At 73.2% G+C, this 19,215-nt stretch carries 17 protein-coding genes; 9 read left to right on the forward strand and 8 right to left on the reverse strand.

The annotated features are described in order from the left end of the window. Positions 1–17: 17 nt before the first annotated feature. Positions 18–1,580, forward strand: a complete 1,563-nt coding sequence (locus ACBR40_RS36875; RefSeq protein WP_371251704.1) for a glycoside hydrolase family 10 protein — start codon at positions 18–20, stop codon at positions 1,578–1,580. Here ACBR40_RS36875 and ACBR40_RS36880 read toward each other — a convergent pair. After that, complete coding sequence (locus ACBR40_RS36880) at positions 1,567–2,208, reverse strand: TetR/AcrR family transcriptional regulator (RefSeq protein WP_371251705.1); 642 nt, start codon at positions 2,206–2,208, stop codon at positions 1,567–1,569. The genes ACBR40_RS36875 and ACBR40_RS36880 overlap by 14 nt on opposite strands. Positions 2,209–2,306: 98 nt before the next feature. Between ACBR40_RS36880 and ACBR40_RS36885 the strand changes: the two genes are divergently transcribed. Further along, positions 2,307–3,236 (forward strand): zinc-binding dehydrogenase, encoded by a 930-nt coding sequence (locus ACBR40_RS36885; protein WP_371251706.1) that lies wholly within the window; start codon positions 2,307–2,309, stop codon positions 3,234–3,236. Positions 3,237–3,377: 141 nt separating this feature from the next. Here ACBR40_RS36885 and ACBR40_RS36890 read toward each other — a convergent pair whose 3' ends face one another. Further along, positions 3,378–4,718 (reverse strand): PLP-dependent aminotransferase family protein, encoded by a 1,341-nt coding sequence (locus ACBR40_RS36890; protein ID WP_371251707.1) that lies wholly within the window; start codon positions 4,716–4,718, stop codon positions 3,378–3,380. A 90-nt stretch (positions 4,719–4,808) separates the two neighbouring features. Here ACBR40_RS36890 and ACBR40_RS36895 point away from each other — a divergent pair, with 90 nt between their 5' ends. Together ACBR40_RS36895 and ACBR40_RS36900 are read left to right on the forward strand one after the other, a co-directional pair. Next, positions 4,809–5,765 carry a branched-chain amino acid transaminase gene (locus tag ACBR40_RS36895; RefSeq protein WP_371251708.1) on the forward strand — a complete coding sequence of 319 codons (957 nt, stop codon included), beginning with the start codon at positions 4,809–4,811 and terminating at the stop codon, positions 5,763–5,765. Between the two features lie 133 nt (positions 5,766–5,898). Then, complete coding sequence (locus ACBR40_RS36900) at positions 5,899–7,971, forward strand: hypothetical protein (protein WP_371251709.1); 2,073 nt, start codon at positions 5,899–5,901, stop codon at positions 7,969–7,971. Here the strand turns inward: ACBR40_RS36900 and ACBR40_RS36905 are convergent. After that, entirely contained in the window at positions 7,927–8,457 is a 531-nt protein-coding gene (locus tag ACBR40_RS36905) for an HIT domain-containing protein (protein ID WP_344218436.1), read from the reverse strand. The genes ACBR40_RS36900 and ACBR40_RS36905 overlap by 45 nt on opposite strands. A gap of 87 nt (positions 8,458–8,544) precedes the next feature. Here ACBR40_RS36905 and ACBR40_RS36910 point away from each other — a divergent pair, with 87 nt between their 5' ends. Next, positions 8,545–9,273 carry a PIG-L deacetylase family protein gene (locus ACBR40_RS36910; protein ID WP_371251710.1) on the forward strand — a complete coding sequence of 243 codons (729 nt, stop codon included), beginning with the start codon at positions 8,545–8,547 and terminating at the stop codon, positions 9,271–9,273. Positions 9,274–9,339: 66 nt separating this feature from the next. Here the strand turns inward: ACBR40_RS36910 and thrS are convergent, their stop codons facing one another. The 3 genes from thrS to ACBR40_RS36925 form a co-directional block, all read right to left on the reverse strand. Next, positions 9,340–11,304: a threonine--tRNA ligase gene (thrS, locus tag ACBR40_RS36915; RefSeq protein WP_344218432.1), complete on the reverse strand. Its 1,965-nt coding sequence runs from the start codon at positions 11,302–11,304 to the stop codon at positions 9,340–9,342. 66 nt (positions 11,305–11,370) lie between these two features. Beyond that, positions 11,371–11,991, reverse strand: a complete 621-nt coding sequence (locus ACBR40_RS36920) for a glycoside hydrolase family 25 protein (RefSeq protein WP_371251711.1) — start codon at positions 11,989–11,991, stop codon at positions 11,371–11,373. 30 nt (positions 11,992–12,021) lie between these two features. Then, positions 12,022–12,921, reverse strand: coding sequence for a TIGR03564 family F420-dependent LLM class oxidoreductase (locus tag ACBR40_RS36925; RefSeq protein ID WP_344218428.1), 900 nt, complete (start codon positions 12,919–12,921; stop codon positions 12,022–12,024). Between the two features lie 96 nt (positions 12,922–13,017). Between ACBR40_RS36925 and pgm the strand changes: the two genes are divergently transcribed. Further along, the gene (pgm, locus tag ACBR40_RS36930) at positions 13,018–14,652 is read left to right on the forward strand and encodes a phosphoglucomutase (alpha-D-glucose-1,6-bisphosphate-dependent) (RefSeq protein WP_371251712.1); all 1,635 of its coding nucleotides are present in this window, start codon (positions 13,018–13,020) and stop codon (positions 14,650–14,652) included. 65 nt (positions 14,653–14,717) lie between these two features. On the opposite strand, the gene ACBR40_RS36935 is transcribed toward pgm, so the two are convergent. Together ACBR40_RS36935 and ACBR40_RS36940 are read right to left on the reverse strand one after the other, a co-directional pair. Further along, positions 14,718–15,416, reverse strand: a complete 699-nt coding sequence (locus ACBR40_RS36935) for a DUF2786 domain-containing protein (RefSeq protein ID WP_371251713.1) — start codon at positions 15,414–15,416, stop codon at positions 14,718–14,720. A 24-nt stretch (positions 15,417–15,440) separates the two neighbouring features. Further along, on the reverse strand, positions 15,441–16,679 hold the full coding sequence (locus ACBR40_RS36940; protein WP_371251714.1) for a hypothetical protein: 1,239 nt from the start codon (positions 16,677–16,679) through the stop codon (positions 15,441–15,443). 295 nt (positions 16,680–16,974) lie between these two features. On the opposite strand from ACBR40_RS36940, the gene ACBR40_RS36945 reads away from it, so the two are divergent. From ACBR40_RS36945 to ACBR40_RS36955, 3 genes are read left to right on the forward strand one after another with little or no spacing between them, the layout of a single operon-like run. Then, entirely contained in the window at positions 16,975–18,150 is a 1,176-nt protein-coding gene (locus ACBR40_RS36945; protein WP_344218420.1) for a cytochrome P450, read from the forward strand. Positions 18,151–18,168: 18 nt separating this feature from the next. Beyond that, a complete protein-coding gene (locus ACBR40_RS36950) occupies positions 18,169–18,942 on the forward strand; it encodes an HAD family hydrolase (RefSeq protein ID WP_371251715.1) in 774 nt (257 codons plus the stop codon). Next, the gene (locus tag ACBR40_RS36955) at positions 18,939–19,211 is read left to right on the forward strand and encodes a DUF4031 domain-containing protein (protein WP_364445049.1); all 273 of its coding nucleotides are present in this window, start codon (positions 18,939–18,941) and stop codon (positions 19,209–19,211) included. Before ACBR40_RS36950 ends, ACBR40_RS36955 begins: the two co-directional genes overlap by 4 nt. Positions 19,212–19,215 lie beyond the last annotated feature (4 nt).

The raw sequence follows: 19,215 nt of genomic DNA on the forward strand, positions 1-19,215 counted from the left end.
CCAGACTGGGTGGCACTATGCGTACTGGACGCCCACTTTTGGCCGCCGCCGCTCTCGCCGTCGCCACCACCACGGCCGCCTACCTGTTCGGCCCAGGAGCCGGAGAGAGCCCCGCCGCGAGCAAGAAGAAGACGACCACCGCCACCACCGCGGCCACCGCGGCGGCCGCCGCCTGCAAGGCCGACCCGCGCTACCCCAAGCGCCAGTTGCGCGGACTCTGGATCGCGACCACCACCAACCTCGACTGGCCGTCCAAGGCCGGTCTGTCGCAGGCCCGCCAGAAGGCCGAATACGTCAAGATCCTCGACACCGCCGCCAAGCGCAATCTCAACGCGGTCTTCGTGCAGGTCAGGCCCGCTTCCGACGCGATCTACAAGTCGTCGCTTGAGCCCTGGTCCAAGTTCCTCACCGGCGTCGCGGGCAAGGATCCCGGCTGGGACCCGCTGCCGTTCCTCATCGAGGAGGCGCACAAGCGCAACCTCGAGTTCCACGCCTGGTTCAATCCCTACCGGGCGGCGTACGAGTCGGACGTCTCACAGCTCCCGGCCAACCACCCCGCCAGGCAGCACCCCGGCTGGGTCGTCAAGTACGGCGGCCGCCTCTACTACAACCCGGGCCTGCCCAAGGTGCGCGAGCACGTCGTCAAGGTCGTGGACGACGTCGTCAGCCGCTACGACGTCGACGGCGTGCACTTCGACGACTACTTCTACCCCTATCCGGGCGAGGGCGGGCAGTTCGACGACAAGGCCGCCTTCGCCAAGTACGGCAAGGGCAAGAGCCTGGCCGACTGGCGGCGCGCCAACGTCGACAAGCTCGTCGCCGAGGTGGACAAGTCGGTCCACGAGCGCAAGAGCTACGTGAAGTTCGGCATCAGCCCGTTCGGCATCTGGCGCAACAAGGCGCAGGACCCGTCCGGGTCCAACACCTCCGGCATGTCGGCCTACGACTCGATCTACGCCGACGCACTCGCCTGGATCAAGGCCGGCTCGGTCGACTACGTCATGCCGCAGCTCTACTGGCCGCGCGGCTTCAAGGCGGCCGACTACCGCGTGCTGCTGCCCTGGTGGGCGGGCGCGGTCAAGGGCACCGGCGTGCACCTCTACATCGGCCAGGCGCTCTACCGGGTCGGCGAGGACCAGTCGTGGTCCAGGCCGGGCGAGCTGGCCGCGCACCTGACGCTCAACCGCAAGTACCCCGAGGTCAAGGGCGACGTCTACTTCAGCGCGAAGAACCTGCTGGCCAACCCGCTGGGCGCGATGGACCGCGTCGTCAAGGAGTTCTACAGCCGCCCGGCGCTGCTGCCGATCATGAAGGACCTCGACGGGCAGCCGCCGCCCAAGCCGGCGGACGTCAAGGCCGCGGGCACGACGCTGTCGTGGACGCCCTCGCAGGGGGCCCGCGCCTACGCGGTCTACCAGGTGCCGAAGTCCGGCGAGGCCTGCCACGAGACCGACGCCCGCAGCCTGGTCGCCGTCGTCACCACCCCGTCCTACACCGCCAAGGCCGCCGGCACCTATCTGGTCACCTCGCTCGACCGGCTCCAGCACGAGAGCAAGGCGACGAGCGTCAAGGTGAGCTGACGCCCGCCGCGCCGCCCTCGCCCGGGACCAGGGCGAGGGCGGCGGGCAGGGCCGCCACCGCGTCGCGGAGCCGGGCGGCCAGGTCGGCGGGGTCGGGCTGGGGGCCGTCGGCCCAGCCCGCCATCGCGACGTGGAACGCCGCGACCAGCATGTCGATCGCCAGGCGGGGCCGAGGGTCGTCCGGGCCGCCGAGGCCGAACCGCCGCCACAGGATGTCGAGTGCGCTGCGCGTGGTGCTCTCGCAGAAGTGCCGGTTGTGGGCGTCCATCGAGGGCGTGCGCTGGGCGAGCGCGTACGCCAGCGCCATCCGCCGGCCCCAGCCCTCCTCCTGCGCGGCGCGCTCCAGCGCCGCCAGCAACGTGTCCCGCCCTGTCTCCAGCAGCGTCCGGCCGCCGGGCTCCGCGGACTCCATCTCGGCGAGGAAGAGCGTCCACAGGTCCTGCGCGGGCGCCATCGCGACGTCCTCCTTGCTGGCGAAGGTGCGGAAGAAGGTGCGTTTGGACACCTCCACCGCCTCGCACAGCTCGTCCAGCGTGACGCCGTCGAAGCCACGGCGGGTGAACTGCTCCAGCGCCGTGTCGATCAGGGACTGCCGGGTGCGGAGTTTCTTGCGTTCGCGCAGGGTCACGCGGGGAGTGTAGCAGGGGCGAATGCCACTTGCAGGCTTATGCCACTCAGTGGCATAAATGGGCTCGGACACCCGTTCGCTCCACGAGGAGATCTCGCATGCGTGCCTTGCTCGTCGACCACTCCACCGCCTCCGGCCTGCGTCTCGGCGAGACCGCCGATCCCGTGCCCGGCCCGCACGAGGCCCTGGTCAGAGTCAGTGCCGTCTCGCTCAACTACGGCGAGGTCAGGCACGGCCTGGCCGGCGCGCCGGACGGCGCGGTGATCGGCTGGGACGCCGCCGGGGTGGTCGAGCGGCCGGCCGCGGACGGCTCCGGTCCCGCCGCCGGCACGCCGGTCGTCACCCTCGGCGGCGACGGCGGCTGGGCCGAGCTGCGGGCCGTGGACACCCGCGCGCTCGGCGTCGTGCCCGAGGGGGCCGACCTCGGTGCGATCAGCACCGTCCCGGTCGCGGGGGCCAGCGCGCTGCGCGCCCTGCGCGTGATCGGGCCGCTGCTCGGCCGGCGCGTGCTGGTCACGGGGGCCACGGGCGGCGTCGGCCGGTACGCGGTGCGGCTCGCCGCGCTCGGCGGCGCGTACGTCGTGGCCTCCACCGGCGACCCGCACGCTCATGGGGACGGATTGCGGGCGCTGGGCGCGCACGAGGTGGTCGCCGCCCCCGAGCTGGCCTCCCGGGCGCTCGACGGGGTCGTGGACTGCGTGGGCGGGCCGCAGCTCGTGCAGGGCTTCATGAAGCTGGCGCCGCACGGGACATTGGTCTCGGTCGGCCACTCCGCCGAGGAGCCCGAGGTCTTCCCGCCCGGCGCGTTCTACGGCAACGACGGGCGGCACGGGCGCTCGATCGTCACCTTCTACCTGCTGGACGGGCAGCCGCTGGAAGCGGACCTGACGTGGCTGGCCGCGCGCGTCGCCGACGGCGTCCTCGACCCGCACGTGGCGTGGCGCGGCGGCTGGGACCGGGCCGGCGAGGCCGTGAGCGCGCTGCTGGAGCGCCGCCTGCACGGCAAGGCCGTCCTCGACCTCACCTGACGGCCCGGCCCCACTGTTGAGGGGCCGCTTCAACCGCCATGCCCGGCCACGACCGGCGGGGGGCCGCTCAACCGCCATGCCCGGCCACGACCGGCGGGGGGCCGCTCAACCGCCGTGGCGGCCGCAACCGGCCGGGGCCGCTCAGTCGCCGTGGCCGGAGGTCCAGGCGCGGGTCAGGGCCTCGACCGCCTGGTCCAGGAGGGCCGGCGGGAGGGCGAAGCTGAGCCGCAGGCGATCGCGGTGCCGGCCGTCCGGCGAGAACAGCGAGCCGGGCGCCACCGCCACCCCCTCCTCCCTGGCCGCCGCCGCGAACCGGTCGGTGTCCGTGCCGGGCAGCCGCGCCCACACCGACAGCCCGCCCGCCGGCCGCTCCCACGTCCACTCGGGCAGCCGGGCGGCCAGGGCCGCCGTGAAGTGGTCGCGGCGCCGGGCCAGCTCGGCGAGCCACGGGCCTGACGGGTTGTGGTCGAGGAGGTCGGTCGCCAGCCGCTGGGCCACCGCGCTGGTCGCCAGGTCGGCGTCCAGCTTGGCGTCCACCAGGCGGGCCAGCAGCGGCTCGGGCGCGGACAGCCAGCCCACCCGCAGCCCGCCCCACAGCACCTTGGACAGGGAGCCGACCGTCACCGTCCCGTACGGATGCAGCGGGGCCAGCGGCGCGGGCGGCGGCGCGCCGTCATGCACGAGGGCGGCCAGGGTGCGGTCCTCGACGAGCGGCACGTCCGCCGCGGCGGCCAGCTCGGCGGCGGGCCGCAGGTCGGGCAGCGCGCCCGTGGGGTTCTCGACGGCGACGACGTACACGGCGGCGGGCCGGTGCCGGGCGAGCGCGTCCGCCACGGCGGGAGGCGAGGCCAGGTCGACGGGCACGGCGATCGCCCCCGCGCGCCGGAACACGCTGAGCGCGCCCCCGTACGCGGGATCGCCGACCAGGACCCGCTCGCCGGGACGCAGCAGCACCCGCGCGGCCAGGTCGATGCCCTGCTGCGCCCCGGCCGTGACCAGGACCTCTCCCCCGCCCTCCGGCCAGGCGCCGGCCGCGCCCCCGCGCAGCAGCGCCCGCAGCCGGGGGTCGCCCATGGCGTCGTAGCCGTGGCCGCTCGGCGAGCGCAGCAGCGCGGCCGGGTCGAGCGGGGGCACGACCAGGTGGGACGGATCGGGCACGACCGAGGTGGACAGGTCGGCCACCACCGCCTCGCCCTTCAGCAGGCCGCCGAACGAGGGCGTGCCCAGCACGTACGTGCCGCTCCCGTGCCGCCGCTCGCACAGCCCCTCCTCGCACAGGGCGTTGAACGCGGCCGCCACCGTGCCCCGGCTGACGCCGACCGCCTGGGCCAGGTCGCGCTCGGAGGGCAGGCGGTCGCCGGGGGCCAGGGCGCCGGTCTGCGCCAGGTCGGCCAGCGCGCCGGCGAGCCTGCGGCTGGGGGTGCCCCGGTGCAGGCGCAGCCGGTCGCGGACGAGTGTGACGAGGTTGTCATCCCTTCCCATGCCACTAGTATCCCGCTACTGTGCCACTTGTCAGCCGATTGGCCCATATATCCCGCAAACTTGCGGCCAATGAGGAAGAGGGTGGGCATAGTGCGCGAAGCCACGTACATCTGGATGGACGGGGAGCTGGTCCCCTGGCGTGAGGCCCGCGTGCACGTGCTGACGCACGCCCTGCACTACGGCACCGCCGTCTTCGAGGGCACCCGGGTGTTCGCGACGCCGGACGGGCCGGCGGTGTTCCGGCTGGAGGACCACCTGGCACGGCTCGTGCGCAGCGCGCGGATGATCGGGCTCGCGCTGCCGTACTCGGTGGACGAGCTGCGCGCCGCCACCCTGGAGACCGTCGCCGCCAACGGCCACGCCGCCTGCTACATCAGGCACCTGGCCCACCGGGGCCACGGCGAGATGGGCATCGCCGCGCGCCGGTGCCCGACCGTCGTCTCCGTCTCGACCTGGGAGTGGCCGCCGCTGCTCGGCACCTCGGGCGTGCGGCTCATGACCAGCTCCTGGCGGCGCAACGACCACCGGGTCGTCCCGGTCGCGGCCAAGGCCACCGGCCCCTACCTCAACTCCGTCCTCGCCAAGGACGAGGCCATGGCCGCCGGCTACGACGAGGCCGTGCTGCTCAACGCCGCCGGGCACGTCAGCGAGTGCACCGGCGCCAACCTCTTCGTGGTGCGCGCCGGGCGGCTGCTCACGCCGCCGCCCGGCGCGGGGGCGCTCGACGGCATCACCCAGGACACCCTCGAACGGCTCGCCGCCGACCTGGGCGTCCCCGCCGTCCGCCAGGACCTGATGCGGACCGACCTGTACGCCGCCGACGAGATCCTCCTGTGCGGCACCGGCGCCGGGGTCGTGCACGTCAGCGCCGTGGACGGGCGCGAGCTCGGCGGCCCCGGGCCGGTCACGGAGAAGCTCGCGGACGCGTACGACGCCGTCACCCACGGCCGCGACGACCGTCATCGTCACTGGCTGACCCCGGTGCCCGCGTCCGGCGGCCTGGCCCGCCCGCACGACCCGGCCTCCGACCTGGTGCCGCGTGCTTGATCCCGGGTGCGCGTAACCGGCTCGCGGTGGGGTCGCGGCATGAGAGGGTAGTCGCGTCCGACGGCGCGGCCTCCACCGGCCCCTCGTGCGCCGGTGGCACGACGCCCCAACCGAGTCGCGGGAGGTCTTCGAGGTGAGGCGCGCGCTGATCGTGCTGGCCGTACTGGCCGGCCAGCTCTTGACCGGCCAAGGGCCGGCCGCCGCCGCGGCGCCCCCCGCCGCCGCGCAGCGGGTGGCGTTGATCGGGGTGCCCGCGCTGCACTGGAACGACCTCAGCCCCGCCGACACCCCCCACCTGTGGGCGCTGGCCGGATCGAGCGCGATCGGCTCCCTGTCGGTCCGCACGGTCGGCAACGTGACCTGCCCCTATGACGGCTGGCTGACCGTCTCGGCGGGCACCAGGTCGGCGGCCGGCTACGGCTGCGGCGCGCCCCCTGCCCCCGAGCAGCGGGGCGAGGGCGCGGTCATCCCCGGCTACCGCTACCTCATCGACGTGGCGGGCAACCGCGAGGCCGGCAACCTGGGCGAGGCGCTGAAGGCGGCCGGGCAGTGCTCGCTCGCGATCGGTCCCGGCGCGGCGCTCGCGCTCGCCGACCGCGAGGGCCGGGTCCCGCGCTACCACGCCTCCCCCGCGCAGCTCGCCGCCGGCGACCTCGAACGGTGCCGGCTGACCGTCATGGACGTCGACGACCTCGTGAGCCCCTACCTCACCGGCGACCGCCTGCCCGCGACGCCCGAGCAGCTCGCCCCGGCCCGGCGCCGCGAGGCGGCGCGGCTGGCGGACGCCAAGGCCGGCGCGCTGCTGGAGGCCCTGCCCGCAGGCACGACGGTGCTGCTCGCCGGGCTCTCCGACCACGGCTCGGTGCCTCACCTGCGGGTGGCCGCCCTGCGCGCCCCGGGTCTGGAGGGCCGGCTGCTCGGCGCCGCCTCCACCCACCGCGACGACATCTCGATCCTGCCCGACCTGACCGCCACCGTGCTGACCGAGCTGGGCGTGCCCGTGCCCGCCACCGTGGTGGGCGTGCCGATGCGGGCGGGCGAGGGCGGCGCGACGATCGAGGCGATGGCCCGCGCCGACGCGACCGCGCAGACGATGCGCTCGGCCAAGGGCCAGTACTTCACCACGCTGGCCGTCCTGCAGGTGCTGTTCTACGTGCTGGCGTTCGTGCTGCTGCGCCGCCGCAGGCGGCTGCCCCTGGTGCGGGTGGCGGCGGTGGGCCTCGCGGCGCTGCCGGTCACCACGTTCCTGGTCAACCTGCTGCCGTGGAGCACGCATCTGGAGCTGTTCGGCTGGATGCTGGCCTGGTGGGCGGTGATCGTCGCGCTGGCGCTGGGCGGGCCGTGGCGCAGGCGCCCGCTCGGCCCGCTGGCGGTGGTGGCCGGGGTCACGGCGCTCACGCTCGCCGGCGACCTGCTGACCGGCACCACGCTCCAGCTCAACAGCTTCATGGGCTACAGCGCCGAGCAGGGCGCCCGCTACTTCGGGCTCGGCAACATCCCGTTCGCGCTGTTCGCCACCGGCACCCTGCTCACCACCACCGCGATCGCGCACCGCTGGCCGGGCCGGATCGGGCTGGCCGCGATCGTCGGCCTCGGGGCGGGGGCCATGGTGCTCGGCGGGTCGGGGCTGGGCAGCGACTTCGGCGGCGTGATCGCGTTCGTGCCGGGCATCGCGGTGACCGCGCTCGTGCTGACGGGCAAGCGGGTGTCGCTGGTGAAGCTGGGGCTGTTCTGCGTGGCCGGCGGGGTGATCGTCATGACGTTCGCCTGGCTCAACTATCTGAAGCCGCCGAACGAGCAGACCCATCTGGGCCGGTTCGTCGGCCAGGTGCTGACCGGCGAGGCGTTCGACGTCATCTGGCGCAAGCTGCAGGCGATGCTGGCCACGCTGCTCAGCCCCAACCTCATGCCGATCGTGATCGTGGCCGTGGCCTTCCTGGTGTACGCGATCCTGCGCCCCGACCAGGCCTCGGCCGGGGTGGTGCCGGCGGCCTTCGAGCACTCGCCCGCGCTGCGGGCCGGGCTCATCGGCACGATGGTCGCCGGCGTGGTCGGCATGCTGGTCAACGACTCAGGGGCGGCGGTGCTGTCCATGGCGCTGGCCCTGGCGGTGCCGCTGCTGCTGGCCACCGGCATCGGGGTGCTGGTGCGGCGGGAGGAGTCAGCCCCAGGCGTCGGCGAGCAGCTGGCGGGTGTCGCGAAGTAGCTGCGGCAGCACCTTCGTCTGGGCGACGACCGGCATGAAGTTGGTGTCGCCGCCCCACCGGGGCACCACGTGCTGGTGCAGGTGGGCGGCGATGCCCGCGCCGGCGACGTGGCCGAGGTTCATGCCCACGTTGAAGCCCTGGGCGCCGCTGGCCTTGCGCAGCGCGCGCAGCGCCTTCTGGGTGAACTCGCCCAGCTCCACCAGCTCGGCGGGGGTCAGCTCGTCGTAGTCGGAGACGTGCCGGTAGGGCACCACCATGAGGTGGCCGGAGTTGTACGGATAGAGGTTGAGCACCGCGTAGACGCTCTCCCCCCGGGCCACGACCAGGCCGTCCTCGTCGCTCATCTCGGGGATGGCGTCGAACGGGCACCCGTCGCCCGGGCCGGTGCCCGTCGGCTTGTTCTCACCCTTGATGTACGCCATCCGATGCGGGGTCCAGAGACGGTCGAAGTTGTCCGGGGCCCCGGCCCCTGCCTGATCGTGCATAACTAGCAGCATAGGACCCCGGGCGGACCGGGTCTCGAGGCCGCTCGCGCGGAGCACCGCCGGGCCGCACCGCCCTAGGGTGTGGGGATGACCACGAACGATCAGCTTGAGCCCATGCCCGGCGACTGGCGGCGTGCCCTGGCCATCGTCGCCCACCCCGACGACCTGGAGTACGGCTGCGCCGCCGCCGTGGCCGTCTGGACCGACGCCGGCCGCGAGGTCGCGTACGTGATGGTCAGCAGCGGCGAGGCGGGCATCGACACCCTGGACCCCGCCGAGAGCGGGCCGCTGCGCGAGCGGGAGGAACTGGCCGGCGCCGCCGTGGTGGGCGTGCGCGAGGTGGAGTTCCTCGGCCACCCTGACGGGGTCATCGAGTACGGCGTCGCCCTGCGCCGCGACCTGGCCGCCGCGATCCGCCGGCACCGCCCCGAGCTGGTGATCACCCTCAACCCGGACGACACGTGGGGCGGCACGTACTGGAACACCCCGGACCACCGGGCGGTCGGCAGGGCCGTGCTGGACGCGGCCGGGGACGCCGGCAACCGGTGGATCTTCCCCGACACGGACGCCGAGCCGTGGAACGGCGTGCGCTGGGTCGCCGTCGCCGGCACCGACACGCCCACCCACGCCGTGGACGTCACCGACGGCCTGGAGCGGGGCGTGCGCTCGCTCCTGGCGCACCGCGCCTACATCGAGGCGCTGACCGACGAGGACCCGGAGAAGTACGCCCGCGACCTCATCGAGGGCCAGGCGCGGGAGGCGGCCGGGCGCTTCGGCGGCCGGCCCGCCGTGACCTTCCGCCTGTTCCCCAGGTGACGAGCACGGACGGGGGGCGGAGCCGCCTGGCTCCGCCCCCCGTCCGTCAGCTCAGCCGCCTGAGTGTCAGACCTGGACGCGCTGCTCCACCGCGCGGACGATCTCGGTGATCGCCTGCTCGACCGGCACGCCGTTGTTCTGCTCGCCGCTGCGGTAGCGGAAGGAGACCGCGCCGCTCGCGATGTCGTCGTCGCCGGCCAGCAGCATGAACGGCACCTTGGCCTTCTGCGCGTTGCGGATCTTCTTCTGCATGCGGTCGTCAGCCGTGTCGACCTCGACCCGGATGCCGTGCTCGCGCAGCTTCTTGGCGACGTCCTGCAGGTAGGGGACGTGGGCCTCGGCGATCGGGATGCCCACCACCTGCACCGGCGCGAGCCAGGGCGGGAAGGCGCCGGCGTAGTGCTCGGTGAGCACGCCGAGGAAGCGCTCGACGGAGCCGAACAGCGCCCGGTGGATCATGACGGGCGTCTGCCGGGAGCCGTCGGCCGCCTGGTATTCGAGCCCGAACCGCTTGGGCTGGTTGAGGTCGAGCTGGATGGTGGACAGCTGCCAGGTGCGGCCGATGGCGTCCTTGGCCTGGACGGAGATCTTCGGGCCGTAGAAGGCCGCGCCGCCCGGGTCGTCCTTGAGCGTGAGCCCCGACTCGGTGGCCACCTGGCGCAGCGCCTCGGTGGCCTCCTCCCACTCGGCCGGGTCGCCGATGAACTTCTCGGAGTCGTCGCGGGTGGACAGCTCCAGGTAGAAGTCCTCGAGGCCGAAGTCGCGCAGCACGCTCAGCACGAACCGCAGCAGCGACTGGATCTCCTCGGCCATCTGCTCGCGGGTGGTGTAGATGTGCGCGTCGTCCTGCGTCATGCCGCGCACCCGGGTGAGGCCGTGGACGACGCCGGACTTCTCGTAGCGGTAGACGGAGCCGAACTCGCACAGCCGCAGCGGCAGCTCACGGTAGGAACGGCCACGCGCACGGAAGATGAGGTTGTGCATCGGGCAGTTCATCGGCTTGACGCGGTATTCGACGCCCTCCAGCTCGAAGGCCGGGAACATGTCGTCGGCGTACCACGGCAGGTGGCCGGAGGTCTCGAACAGCGACGACTTGGTGATGTGCGGCGTGTTGACGAACTCGTAGCCCGCCTCGGCCTGCCGCCGGCGCATGTAGTCTTCCATCTCCTTGCGGATGATGCCGCCCTTGGGGTGGAAGATCGGCAGGCCGCTGCCCAGCTCGGGCGGGAAGCTGAACAGGTCGAGCTCGGCGCCCAGCTTGCGGTGGTCGCGCTTCTCGGCCTCCTCCAGCAGCTTGAGGTATTCGTCCTGCTTGTCGCGGGACTCCCAAGCGGTGCCGTAGATGCGCTGGAGCTGCGGGTTCTTCTCGCTGCCCCGCCAGTAGGCGCCGCCCGAGCGCATGAGCTTGAAGGCCGGGATGGACCGGGTGGACGGCACGTGCGGGCCGCGGCAGAGGTCCTTCCAGCGCAGCTCGCCGCTCTTGGCGTCGAGGTTGTCGTAGATGGTGAGCTGTCCCGCGCCGACCTCGACCGACTCCTCGTCGGCCGCGCCGCCCTTGAGCCCGATGAGCTCCAGCTTGTAGGGCTCGCCGGCCAGCTCGGCCCGCGCCTCGTCGTCGCCGACCGGCCGGCGGGAGAACAGCTGCCCCTCCTTGACGATCTCGCGCATGCGCTTCTCGATGCGCTTGAGGTCGTCGGGGTTGAACGCCTGGGCGACGTCGAAGTCGTAGTAGAAGCCGTTGTCGACGGGCGGCCCGATGCCCAGCTTGGCCTCGGGGAACAGCTCCTGCACCGCCTGCGCCATGACGTGCGCGGTGGAGTGGCGGACGATCGCCCTGCCCTCTTCGCTGGAGACCTCGATCGGCTCGACCACGTCGCCGTCGGCGAGCTCGTGGGCCAGGTCGCGGGCCTCGCCGTTGACCTTGGCCGCGATGACCGTGCGGCCGTCGGCCTCCAGCGCGGCGCCGGCCGTCGTGCCGGCCGCCACCACACGCTCGGCTCCGGCGAGGGTGATGTGTAGCTCGGCTGACACGGTGACTCCTTGAGGTCGCGCGCCCGGCGCCCGGCACCGGGGCTGCTTCGGTGACGAACAACGATGCTATCGCGGGTGAAACCCCAGCTTTGTCAGGTCCTTCCGGGTGCCGTGGAAGACGTTGCGGTCCACGGGGCTCTGGGCGTACTGGTGGATGGTCCAGTCGTTCCAGGGCCTCGGGACGGCGGGGCGGCCGCGGGCGTGTTCGGGGCCGGCGATCCAGAGGGGATGTTCGCCGAGGCCGGCGCAGTGCCCGGAGCTCGCGAAGGAGTGGAAGGTGTAGATGAAGGGGCGCACGCCGGTGCTGCGCTCGACGTGGTGGCACCAGCGGCGGGCGTAGCGCGCGACCTGCTCGGGGCGCAGGCCGTCGCCGGTCTCCAGGTCGAGCGCGATCAGGTCGCCGCGGCGCAGCCCGCCGGCCGACCTGATCGTGGCCAGGAAGTGGCGGGCGTGCTGGACGGGGTCGCCCTTGGGGCGGGCGAAGTGGTACGCGCCGCAGACGAGCCAGCTCTCCCGCATGCCGTTCCAGTTGCGCGCGAACCACTTGTCGGTCCAGTCGCCGCCCTCGGTCGCCTTGGCGAAGGCGAACGCCACGCCCGCCTCGGCGTGACCGGGCCAGTTGACCGAGCCCTGCCAGTTCGACACGTCTATGCCCTGCAGCACGCCCTTCACCTTGCCAAACTTCACCTTGCCAAAGCTAGGGGGATCTCTCCCGCCTCAGCCCTTCGCCGCGCCGGTCAGCAGGCTCCGCGTGCGTTCCCGCTCGGCGAAGACGGAGCCGACGAAGTCGGTGACCCCGGCCCGCTCCAGCTCTTCGAGCTTGGCCAGGACGGTCTTCTCGTCGCCCACGAGGGCGATGTCGCCGGGGTTCGCGGCGCCCTCCCGGTCGAGCATGGCGCGGTAGGAGGGCAGCTGCCCGTAGATCTTGAAGACCTCGTTGGCGCGGGCGACGGCGCCCTCGGGGTCGTCGGTGACGCAGACGGGCAGCGCGCACACGACGCGCGGCTCCTCCCTCCCCGCCTCGGCCGCGGCGGCCCTGATGGTCGGCACGATGTGCTCGGCGACGGTCTTCGGGCCGGTCATCCACAGGACGGTGCCGTCGGCGACGGTGCCGGCCATCTTGAGCATGCGCGGGCCGAGCGCGGCCACCAGCACGGGGAAGCCGGCGCCGGGGGTGCTCAGTTTGATGTCGGCCTTCAGCGTCTCGCCCTGGTAGCGCACGTGCTCGCCGCGGCTGGCCGGCACGAGGACGTCCAGATACTCCTTCATGTGCCGGCCGGGCCGCTCGAAGCTGTAACCGAACATGTTCTCGATGACGATCTGGTGCGACAGCCCGAGGCCGAGCGCGAAGCGGCCGCCGAGCGCGGCGTTGGCGGTCATGGCCTGCTGGGCCAGCGCGGCCGGGTGGCGGGGGTAGGTGGGCACCACGGCGGTGCCGAGCTCCAGAGGCGGCGCCTGCACGCCGGCCGCGACCAGGGCGGTGATCGCGTCGAGGCCGAAGATGTGGGACAGCCAGGCCGAGCTGAAGCCGTCCTCGGCGGCCTGGGTGATCTGGTCGCGGAGGCCGCCGATGGGGTCGGCGCCCGTGGGCTCGTTGAGGAAGTACCCGTAACGCATCGAACAGAACTCCATTCTGGTTGCTGACGTGAATGTACTTCGCACACCCCGACTCGGTCACCCGCCGCGCCGGGCCCCGTTTGTAAAGTGGCCTGCATGACCCACGAACGCGCCGGACAGCCCGCTCAGCCCGCCGACCTGGTCGACGTCCCCCGGCTGGTGACGTCCTACTACGCCCTGCGTCCCGATCCTGACCAGGCCGGGCAGCGGGTCTCGTTCGGCACCTCGGGGCACCGGGGGTCGGCGCTCGGCGCGGCCTTCAACGAGGGCCACATCCTGGCCACCAGTCAGGCCATCTGCGAATACCGCCGCGAGCAGGGCACCGACGGGCCGCTGTTCCTGGGCATCGACACGCACGCGCTGTCGGAGCCCGCGCGGGTGTCGGCGCTGGAGGTGTTCGCGGCCAACGACGTGGACGTGCTCATCGACACGCGCGACGGCTACACGCCGACGCCCGCCGTCTCGCACGCCATCCTGCGCCACAACCAGGGACGCACCTTCGGGCTCGCCGACGGGGTCGTGGTCACGCCGTCGCACAACCCGCCGGCCGACGGCGGGTTCAAGTACAACCCGCCGAACGGCGGCCCCGCCGGCACCGACGCCACCGGCTGGATCCAGGACCGCGCCAACCGGCTGCTGGCCGACGGGCTCAAGGAGGTCAGGCGGGTGCCCTACACCCGCGCCCTGGAGCGGGCCGGCCGGTACGACTTCCTCGGCACGTACGTGGACGACCTGCCCTCCGTGCTCGACCTCGACGCGATCAGGGCGGCCGGGGTGCGCATCGGGGCCGACCCGCTGGGCGGGGCGAGCGTGGCCTACTGGGGGGAGATCGCCGAGCGGCACCGGCTCGACCTGACCGTGGTCAACCCGCTGGTGGACCCGACGTGGCGGTTCATGACGCTCGACTGGGACGGCAAGATCCGGATGGACTGCTCGTCGCCGTACGCGATGGCCTCGCTCATCTCCGGCCGCGACCGCTACGACATCGCCACCGGCAACGACGCCGACGCCGACCGCCACGGCGTCGTCACCCCCGACGGCGGCCTGATGAACCCCAACCACTACCTCGCGGTCGCCATCTCCTACCTCTACGCCCACCGCGACGGCTGGCCGGCCGACGCCGGGGTCGGCAAGACCATGGTGAGCAGCGGCATCATCGACCGGGTCGCCGAGTCCCTGGGCCGGCGGCTGTACGAGGTGCCGGTGGGCTTCAAGTGGTTCGTGCCGGGGCTGCTGGACGGCTCGCTCGGCTTCGGCGGCGAGGAGAGCGCGGGGGCGTCGTTCCTGCGCAGGGACGGCTCGGTGTGGTCCACCGACAAGGACGGCATCATCCTCGCGCTGCTCGCCTCCGAGATCCTGGCGGTCACCGGCAGGTCGCCGAGCGCCCACTACGCCGATCTGGTGGGGCGCTTCGGCGAGCCGGCGTACGCGCGGGTGGACGCCCCCGCCACCCGCGAGGAGAAGGCGGTGCTCGGCAAGCTGTCGGCCGCGCAGGTGACGGCGTCGTCGCTGGCCGGCGAGGAGATCACCGCCGTGCAGACGTCGGCGCCCGGCAACGGCGCGGCGCTCGGCGGGGTCAAGGTCTCGACCGAGCACGCCTGGTTCGCGGCCCGGCCGTCCGGCACCGAGGACGTCTACAAGATCTACGCCGAGTCCTTCCGCGGCCCCGACCACCTGGCGAAGGTCCAGGAGGAGGCCCGTTCGCTGGTCTCCGCCGCGCTGGCCGGCTGACCCCGCGACCTGGAACAGGGCATCGCCGGCCGGCCGACCCCGCGACCCGGACAGGGCAGGCCGGGTCAGGTCAGCTCGCGGGCGGCGGGCGACGTCATGCCGGTGCGGCCGAGGTCGGCGTGGCGGGCGGCGGCGACGCCGTCGCCGTAGCCGGTGCCGCTGGTGCGCGGGACGCTCATCCTGACGCGCGGGTAGTGCGCGGCCACGGCGCGCTCCACCTCGGCGCGGCGGTCGGCGAGGACGAGCGCGGTCCCCGTGCCGGCCGCCGCCGCGTCGGACTCGGCGCCCGCCTCGGCCGCGCACAGCAGCCGGTAGACCTCGTCGGTGAAGCCGATCAGCCAGGAGCGCCGGTAGGCGCGCGGCGAGACGGCGTCGCCGGGCGGCCGGACGCGGGCCAGCCCCGAGGCCATCTGCAGCAGCAGGGACGTGGCCAGCAGGTCGGCGCGTTCCAGGTCGGCGGCGAAGCCGAAGACGTGCACGCGCTGGCCGTCGTCGCCGCGCCCGATGAGCAGCGGACGGCAGCGCACCGCCTGGGCGACCAGGCTGACGAGCCTGGCCTTCTCCCTCGCCCAGGGTGCGGGCAGGGTGACGACGCGGTCGCCGGGCGTCTCACGGTCGGCCCCCGGCGGCAGCGCGTCGATGCCGTGCTTGGCCATGAGCGCCGAGGCCGCCGCCATGAACGTGGCCCGCTCGTGCTCGTTGTCGGTGCGCTCGGCCTTGGCCAGGAGCTTCCTGACGCGTTCGAGTGTGCGCTGCTCGCGCAAGTGCCGCCCCCCAGGTGCCGCCGCTCAGTGCTTGGCGAGCACCCGCCCGTCGGCCCCGAGTGCGGGGAAGGCGCCCGTGTCCACGATGCCGTGCTGCTGGAACAGCGCCTCGATGAGGGCGTGTGCCTGCGGCTCCAGCTTCCACAGGGCACGATACTCGCGCGCGGTGGCCAGCGAGATGCCGATCTCCTGGGCGATGTCCACGGTGCGCGGCACGATGCCCTTGGCGATCTGCCGGTCCCAGTAGTCTCGGGCGGCCCGCTGCCGGGCGGCGCGCTCGGCGGTGGACAGCACCTGCGGGGTGGTGTCGAGCACCTCGATGTCCTCGTCCTCGTCGTCCACGAGGTCGGCCAGCGCGGGCGGCAGCGCCGGGCGGGCGGGCACCGGGTGCCGCTCGGCGTCGTGCTCCCACGGCACGCGCGGGTCGGCGTCGATGAGGGCGCTGGTGTTGTAGAGCGCGGCGATCTGGGCGAGCAGGGCCTCCTGGCGGGCCGGGTCGACGGCCAGCCCGGTGTGCTCGACGGCCTGGTCCATCGCCTTGTCGAGCCTGGCGAGGGCGGCGCGCATCTTGCGCTCCGGCGCGCCGGCCTCGCGCAGCGCCTTGGCCTTCTTCGCGGCCAGCGCGACGCGGGTGAGCCTGCGGTGGGCGTCCACCTCGCTGGCCGTGCGGTCGCTGACCTCGGCCAGGCCGAGCCGGACGAGCAGCCGTTCGGGGGTGAGCCGCCAGTTGATGCGGCCGGTGCCGCGGATGCGGTGGCGTTCGATGGCCATGCCGCGCTCCCACAGCCAGGCGGCGACCAGCGGCGCGGCGAGCCGGAAGACGGCCTCGGGCAGGCTGCGCGCGTCCATGGACGACAGGACGGCGGTCAGGCAGGTCAGCGCCCACACGGCGATGCCGTCGATGCCGGCGGAGAAGTTCTCGCGCATGTTGCGGCGGGCGCGTACGGCCGAGGTGATGATGGCGACCTCGATGAAGGCGAACAGGAGTAACCGCAGCGGCCCGTCCAGCCCCAGCACGTCGCCGGAGAAGCGCCACATGCCCTGGGCCGACACTCCGGTCGCGATGGAGGCGGCCACGATGGTCAGCACGTCCTCGATGGGGCGCGGGGCGACGTATCTGGCGAACAGCCAGGCGAGGGCTCTCCAGGCGACCCTGATCACCAGGAACGCGAGCGCCAGCCCGAGGAGGCTGAGCAGGGCGATGACCGCGGTGGCGACCGGTTTCTCGTTGACGAAGGCGGTGAATTCCTCGAATGTCGGCATCAGTCACTATCCGTGGGGGGCGTTAACTCCGGCTCTATGCGACGAGATCATCGCAGAAGGTCGCCAATCTGTACGCCAAACCCCGGCTGCCGTCCCAGTTTGCCCCGCTTTCCCGGGGTCACCTCCCCTGTCCCGGTCCGCCCGCCGGAGGACGGCGGAGCCGAACGGGAGGTCGCCCGGCGGGGTGAGGGGTAAATTCGTCCTTTCGGAGGGGCCCGGCAGGCTCTCCAGGTGGGACCATCTATCGAGGGATTTATCCCTAGATAGTGCGCTATATCCCAGCAGGACGGACACGATGGCAGACAATGAGTTCCCGCTCGTCCAGTTCATGCGCGACGGCTTCGACCCCGTGGGCGAGCTCGGCCGCATCAGGAACGAGCATCCGGTCTTTCCCATGCAGATCCCAGGCGACCAGACCGTGTACCTCGTCACCCGCTGGGAGGACGTCCGCACGGTGCTCGGCGACCACGAACGCTTCAGCAACGACTTCGCGGGCGTCATCGGCCTCGGCTCCAACCAGGAGGACCCGGGCGGTCTGGGCTTCCGTGACCCGCCCGAGCACACCCGGCTGCGCAAGTTCCTGACCCCCGAGTTCACCGTGCGGCGGCTGCGCAGGATGGAGCCGCGCATCGAGGCCCTGGTCGAGGAGGCGCTCGACCGCATCGAGGCCAAGGGCGCCGAGAGCAGGCCGGTCGACCTGTTCGAGGAGTTCGCGCTGCCGATCCCGTCGCTGGTGGTGTGCGAGCTGCTGGGCGTCCCGTACGAGGAGCGGGCCGACTTCGTCAAGATCAGCAAGGACCGCTTCGACTTCACCGCCGGGCCCGAGGCGTCGCTGCAGGCGATCAACGACGCGATGGCCTACCTCGTCGAGCTGGTCGCCAGGGAACGGCTCAACCCCGGCGAGGGCCTGCTCGGCCAGCTCCTGCGCGAGCACGGCGACGAGCTCGACGACCGCACGCTCGCCAGCATGGCCGACGGCCTGCTGACCGGCGGCCACGACACCAGCACCAGCATGCTCGCCCTCGGCACGCTCTGGCTGCTTGAGCACCCGGAGCAGGCCGCGAAGGTGCGCGAGGTCGACGGCCACGTCAACGACGTCGTCGAGGAGCTGCTGCGCTACATGTCCGTGGTGCAGGTGGCCTTCCCGCGCTTCGCCCGCGACGACCTGGAGCTGCACGGCGTACCGATCAAGAAGGGCGAGATGGTGCTGTGCTCGCTCATCGGCGCCAACCGCGACCCACGCGCGCTCGGCGCGGACGCCGACGAGATCCGGCCCGGCCGTGACGGCTCCCACATGGCCTTCGGCCACGGCATCCACCGCTGCATCGGCGCGCCCCTGGCGCAGATGGAGATGCGCATCGCCTTCCCCGCCCTGCTGCGCCGCTTCCCGACGCTCCAGGTGGCGGGCGAGGTGACGTTCAGGGAGCTCGCCATCGTCTACGGGCTCAAGACGCTACCCGTGACCTGGTAGACGGGCTACGTTCGCCATGTGAGCGAGCCTGCTGCTGTTGACGCGCCCGTCATCGACCTGACCCGGGTCGGCGCCGTCGCCTTCGGGGCCGACGGCGCGGTCACCGACACCGCCCGGGGACACGCGGCCGCCTGGAAGCACGTCTTCGACACCTTCCTGCGCGGCCGCTCCGCGCCGTTCGACATCCGTGAGGACTACCTGCGCCATCTGGACGGGCGGCCCCGCCTCGACGGGATCCGCACGTTCCTCGCCGCGCGCGGCATCACGCTTCCCGAGGGCACGCCGGACGACGAGCCGGGCGCCCCCACCGTGCACGGGCTGGGGCTGGCCAAGGACCGGACGTTCCTCGCCCAGGTGGAGGCGTACGGCGTGGCCGCGTTCCCCTCCGCCGTGGCGCTGCTGCACGAGCTGCGGCGGCGCGGCGCCAGGACGGCGGCCGTATCGGCGAGCCTGCACGGACGCCGGCTGGTGCGGGCCGCCGCCCTGTCCCACCTGTTCGACGTGATCGTCGACGGCGCGGACGCCGCCGAGCTGCGCCTCCCCGGCCAGCCCGACCCCGCCCTGTTCCTGGAGGCGGCGCGCCGCCTGGAGCTGCCGCCGGCCCGCGTCGCGGTGGTGGACGCCGCGCGCGCGGGCGTGGAGGCGGCGGGCAAGGGCGCGTTCGGGCTGGTCGTCGGGGTCGTACGCGAGAGCGGGCAGACGGACGAGCTGCGCGCCGCCGGGGCCGGGACCGTCGTCGCCGACCTCGGGGAGATCGAGGTGCGCGGGCGGGTCCTACCCTTGTCCTCGTGACCGTTCTCATCGATCCTCCCAACTGGCCGGGGCCGCGCGGGCTCATGTGGTCGCATCTGGTCAGCGACCACACGCTGGACGAGCTGCACGACTTCGCCGCGCTGCTGGGGGTGCCGGAGCGGGCGTTCGACCGCGACCACTACGACGTGCCCGAGACCGTGCACGCGCGGGCGGTGTCGCTGGGGGCCGAGGCGGTCAGTTCGCGGGAGCTGCTGCGCCGGCTGGTCGCCGCGGGGCTGCGCCGCCGCAAGCGGCACGTCCCACGATGAACGC

Source organism: Nonomuraea sp. AD125B, assembly GCF_041402765.1.
Lineage (GTDB): Bacteria > Actinomycetota > Actinomycetes > Streptosporangiales > Streptosporangiaceae > Nonomuraea > Nonomuraea bangladeshensis.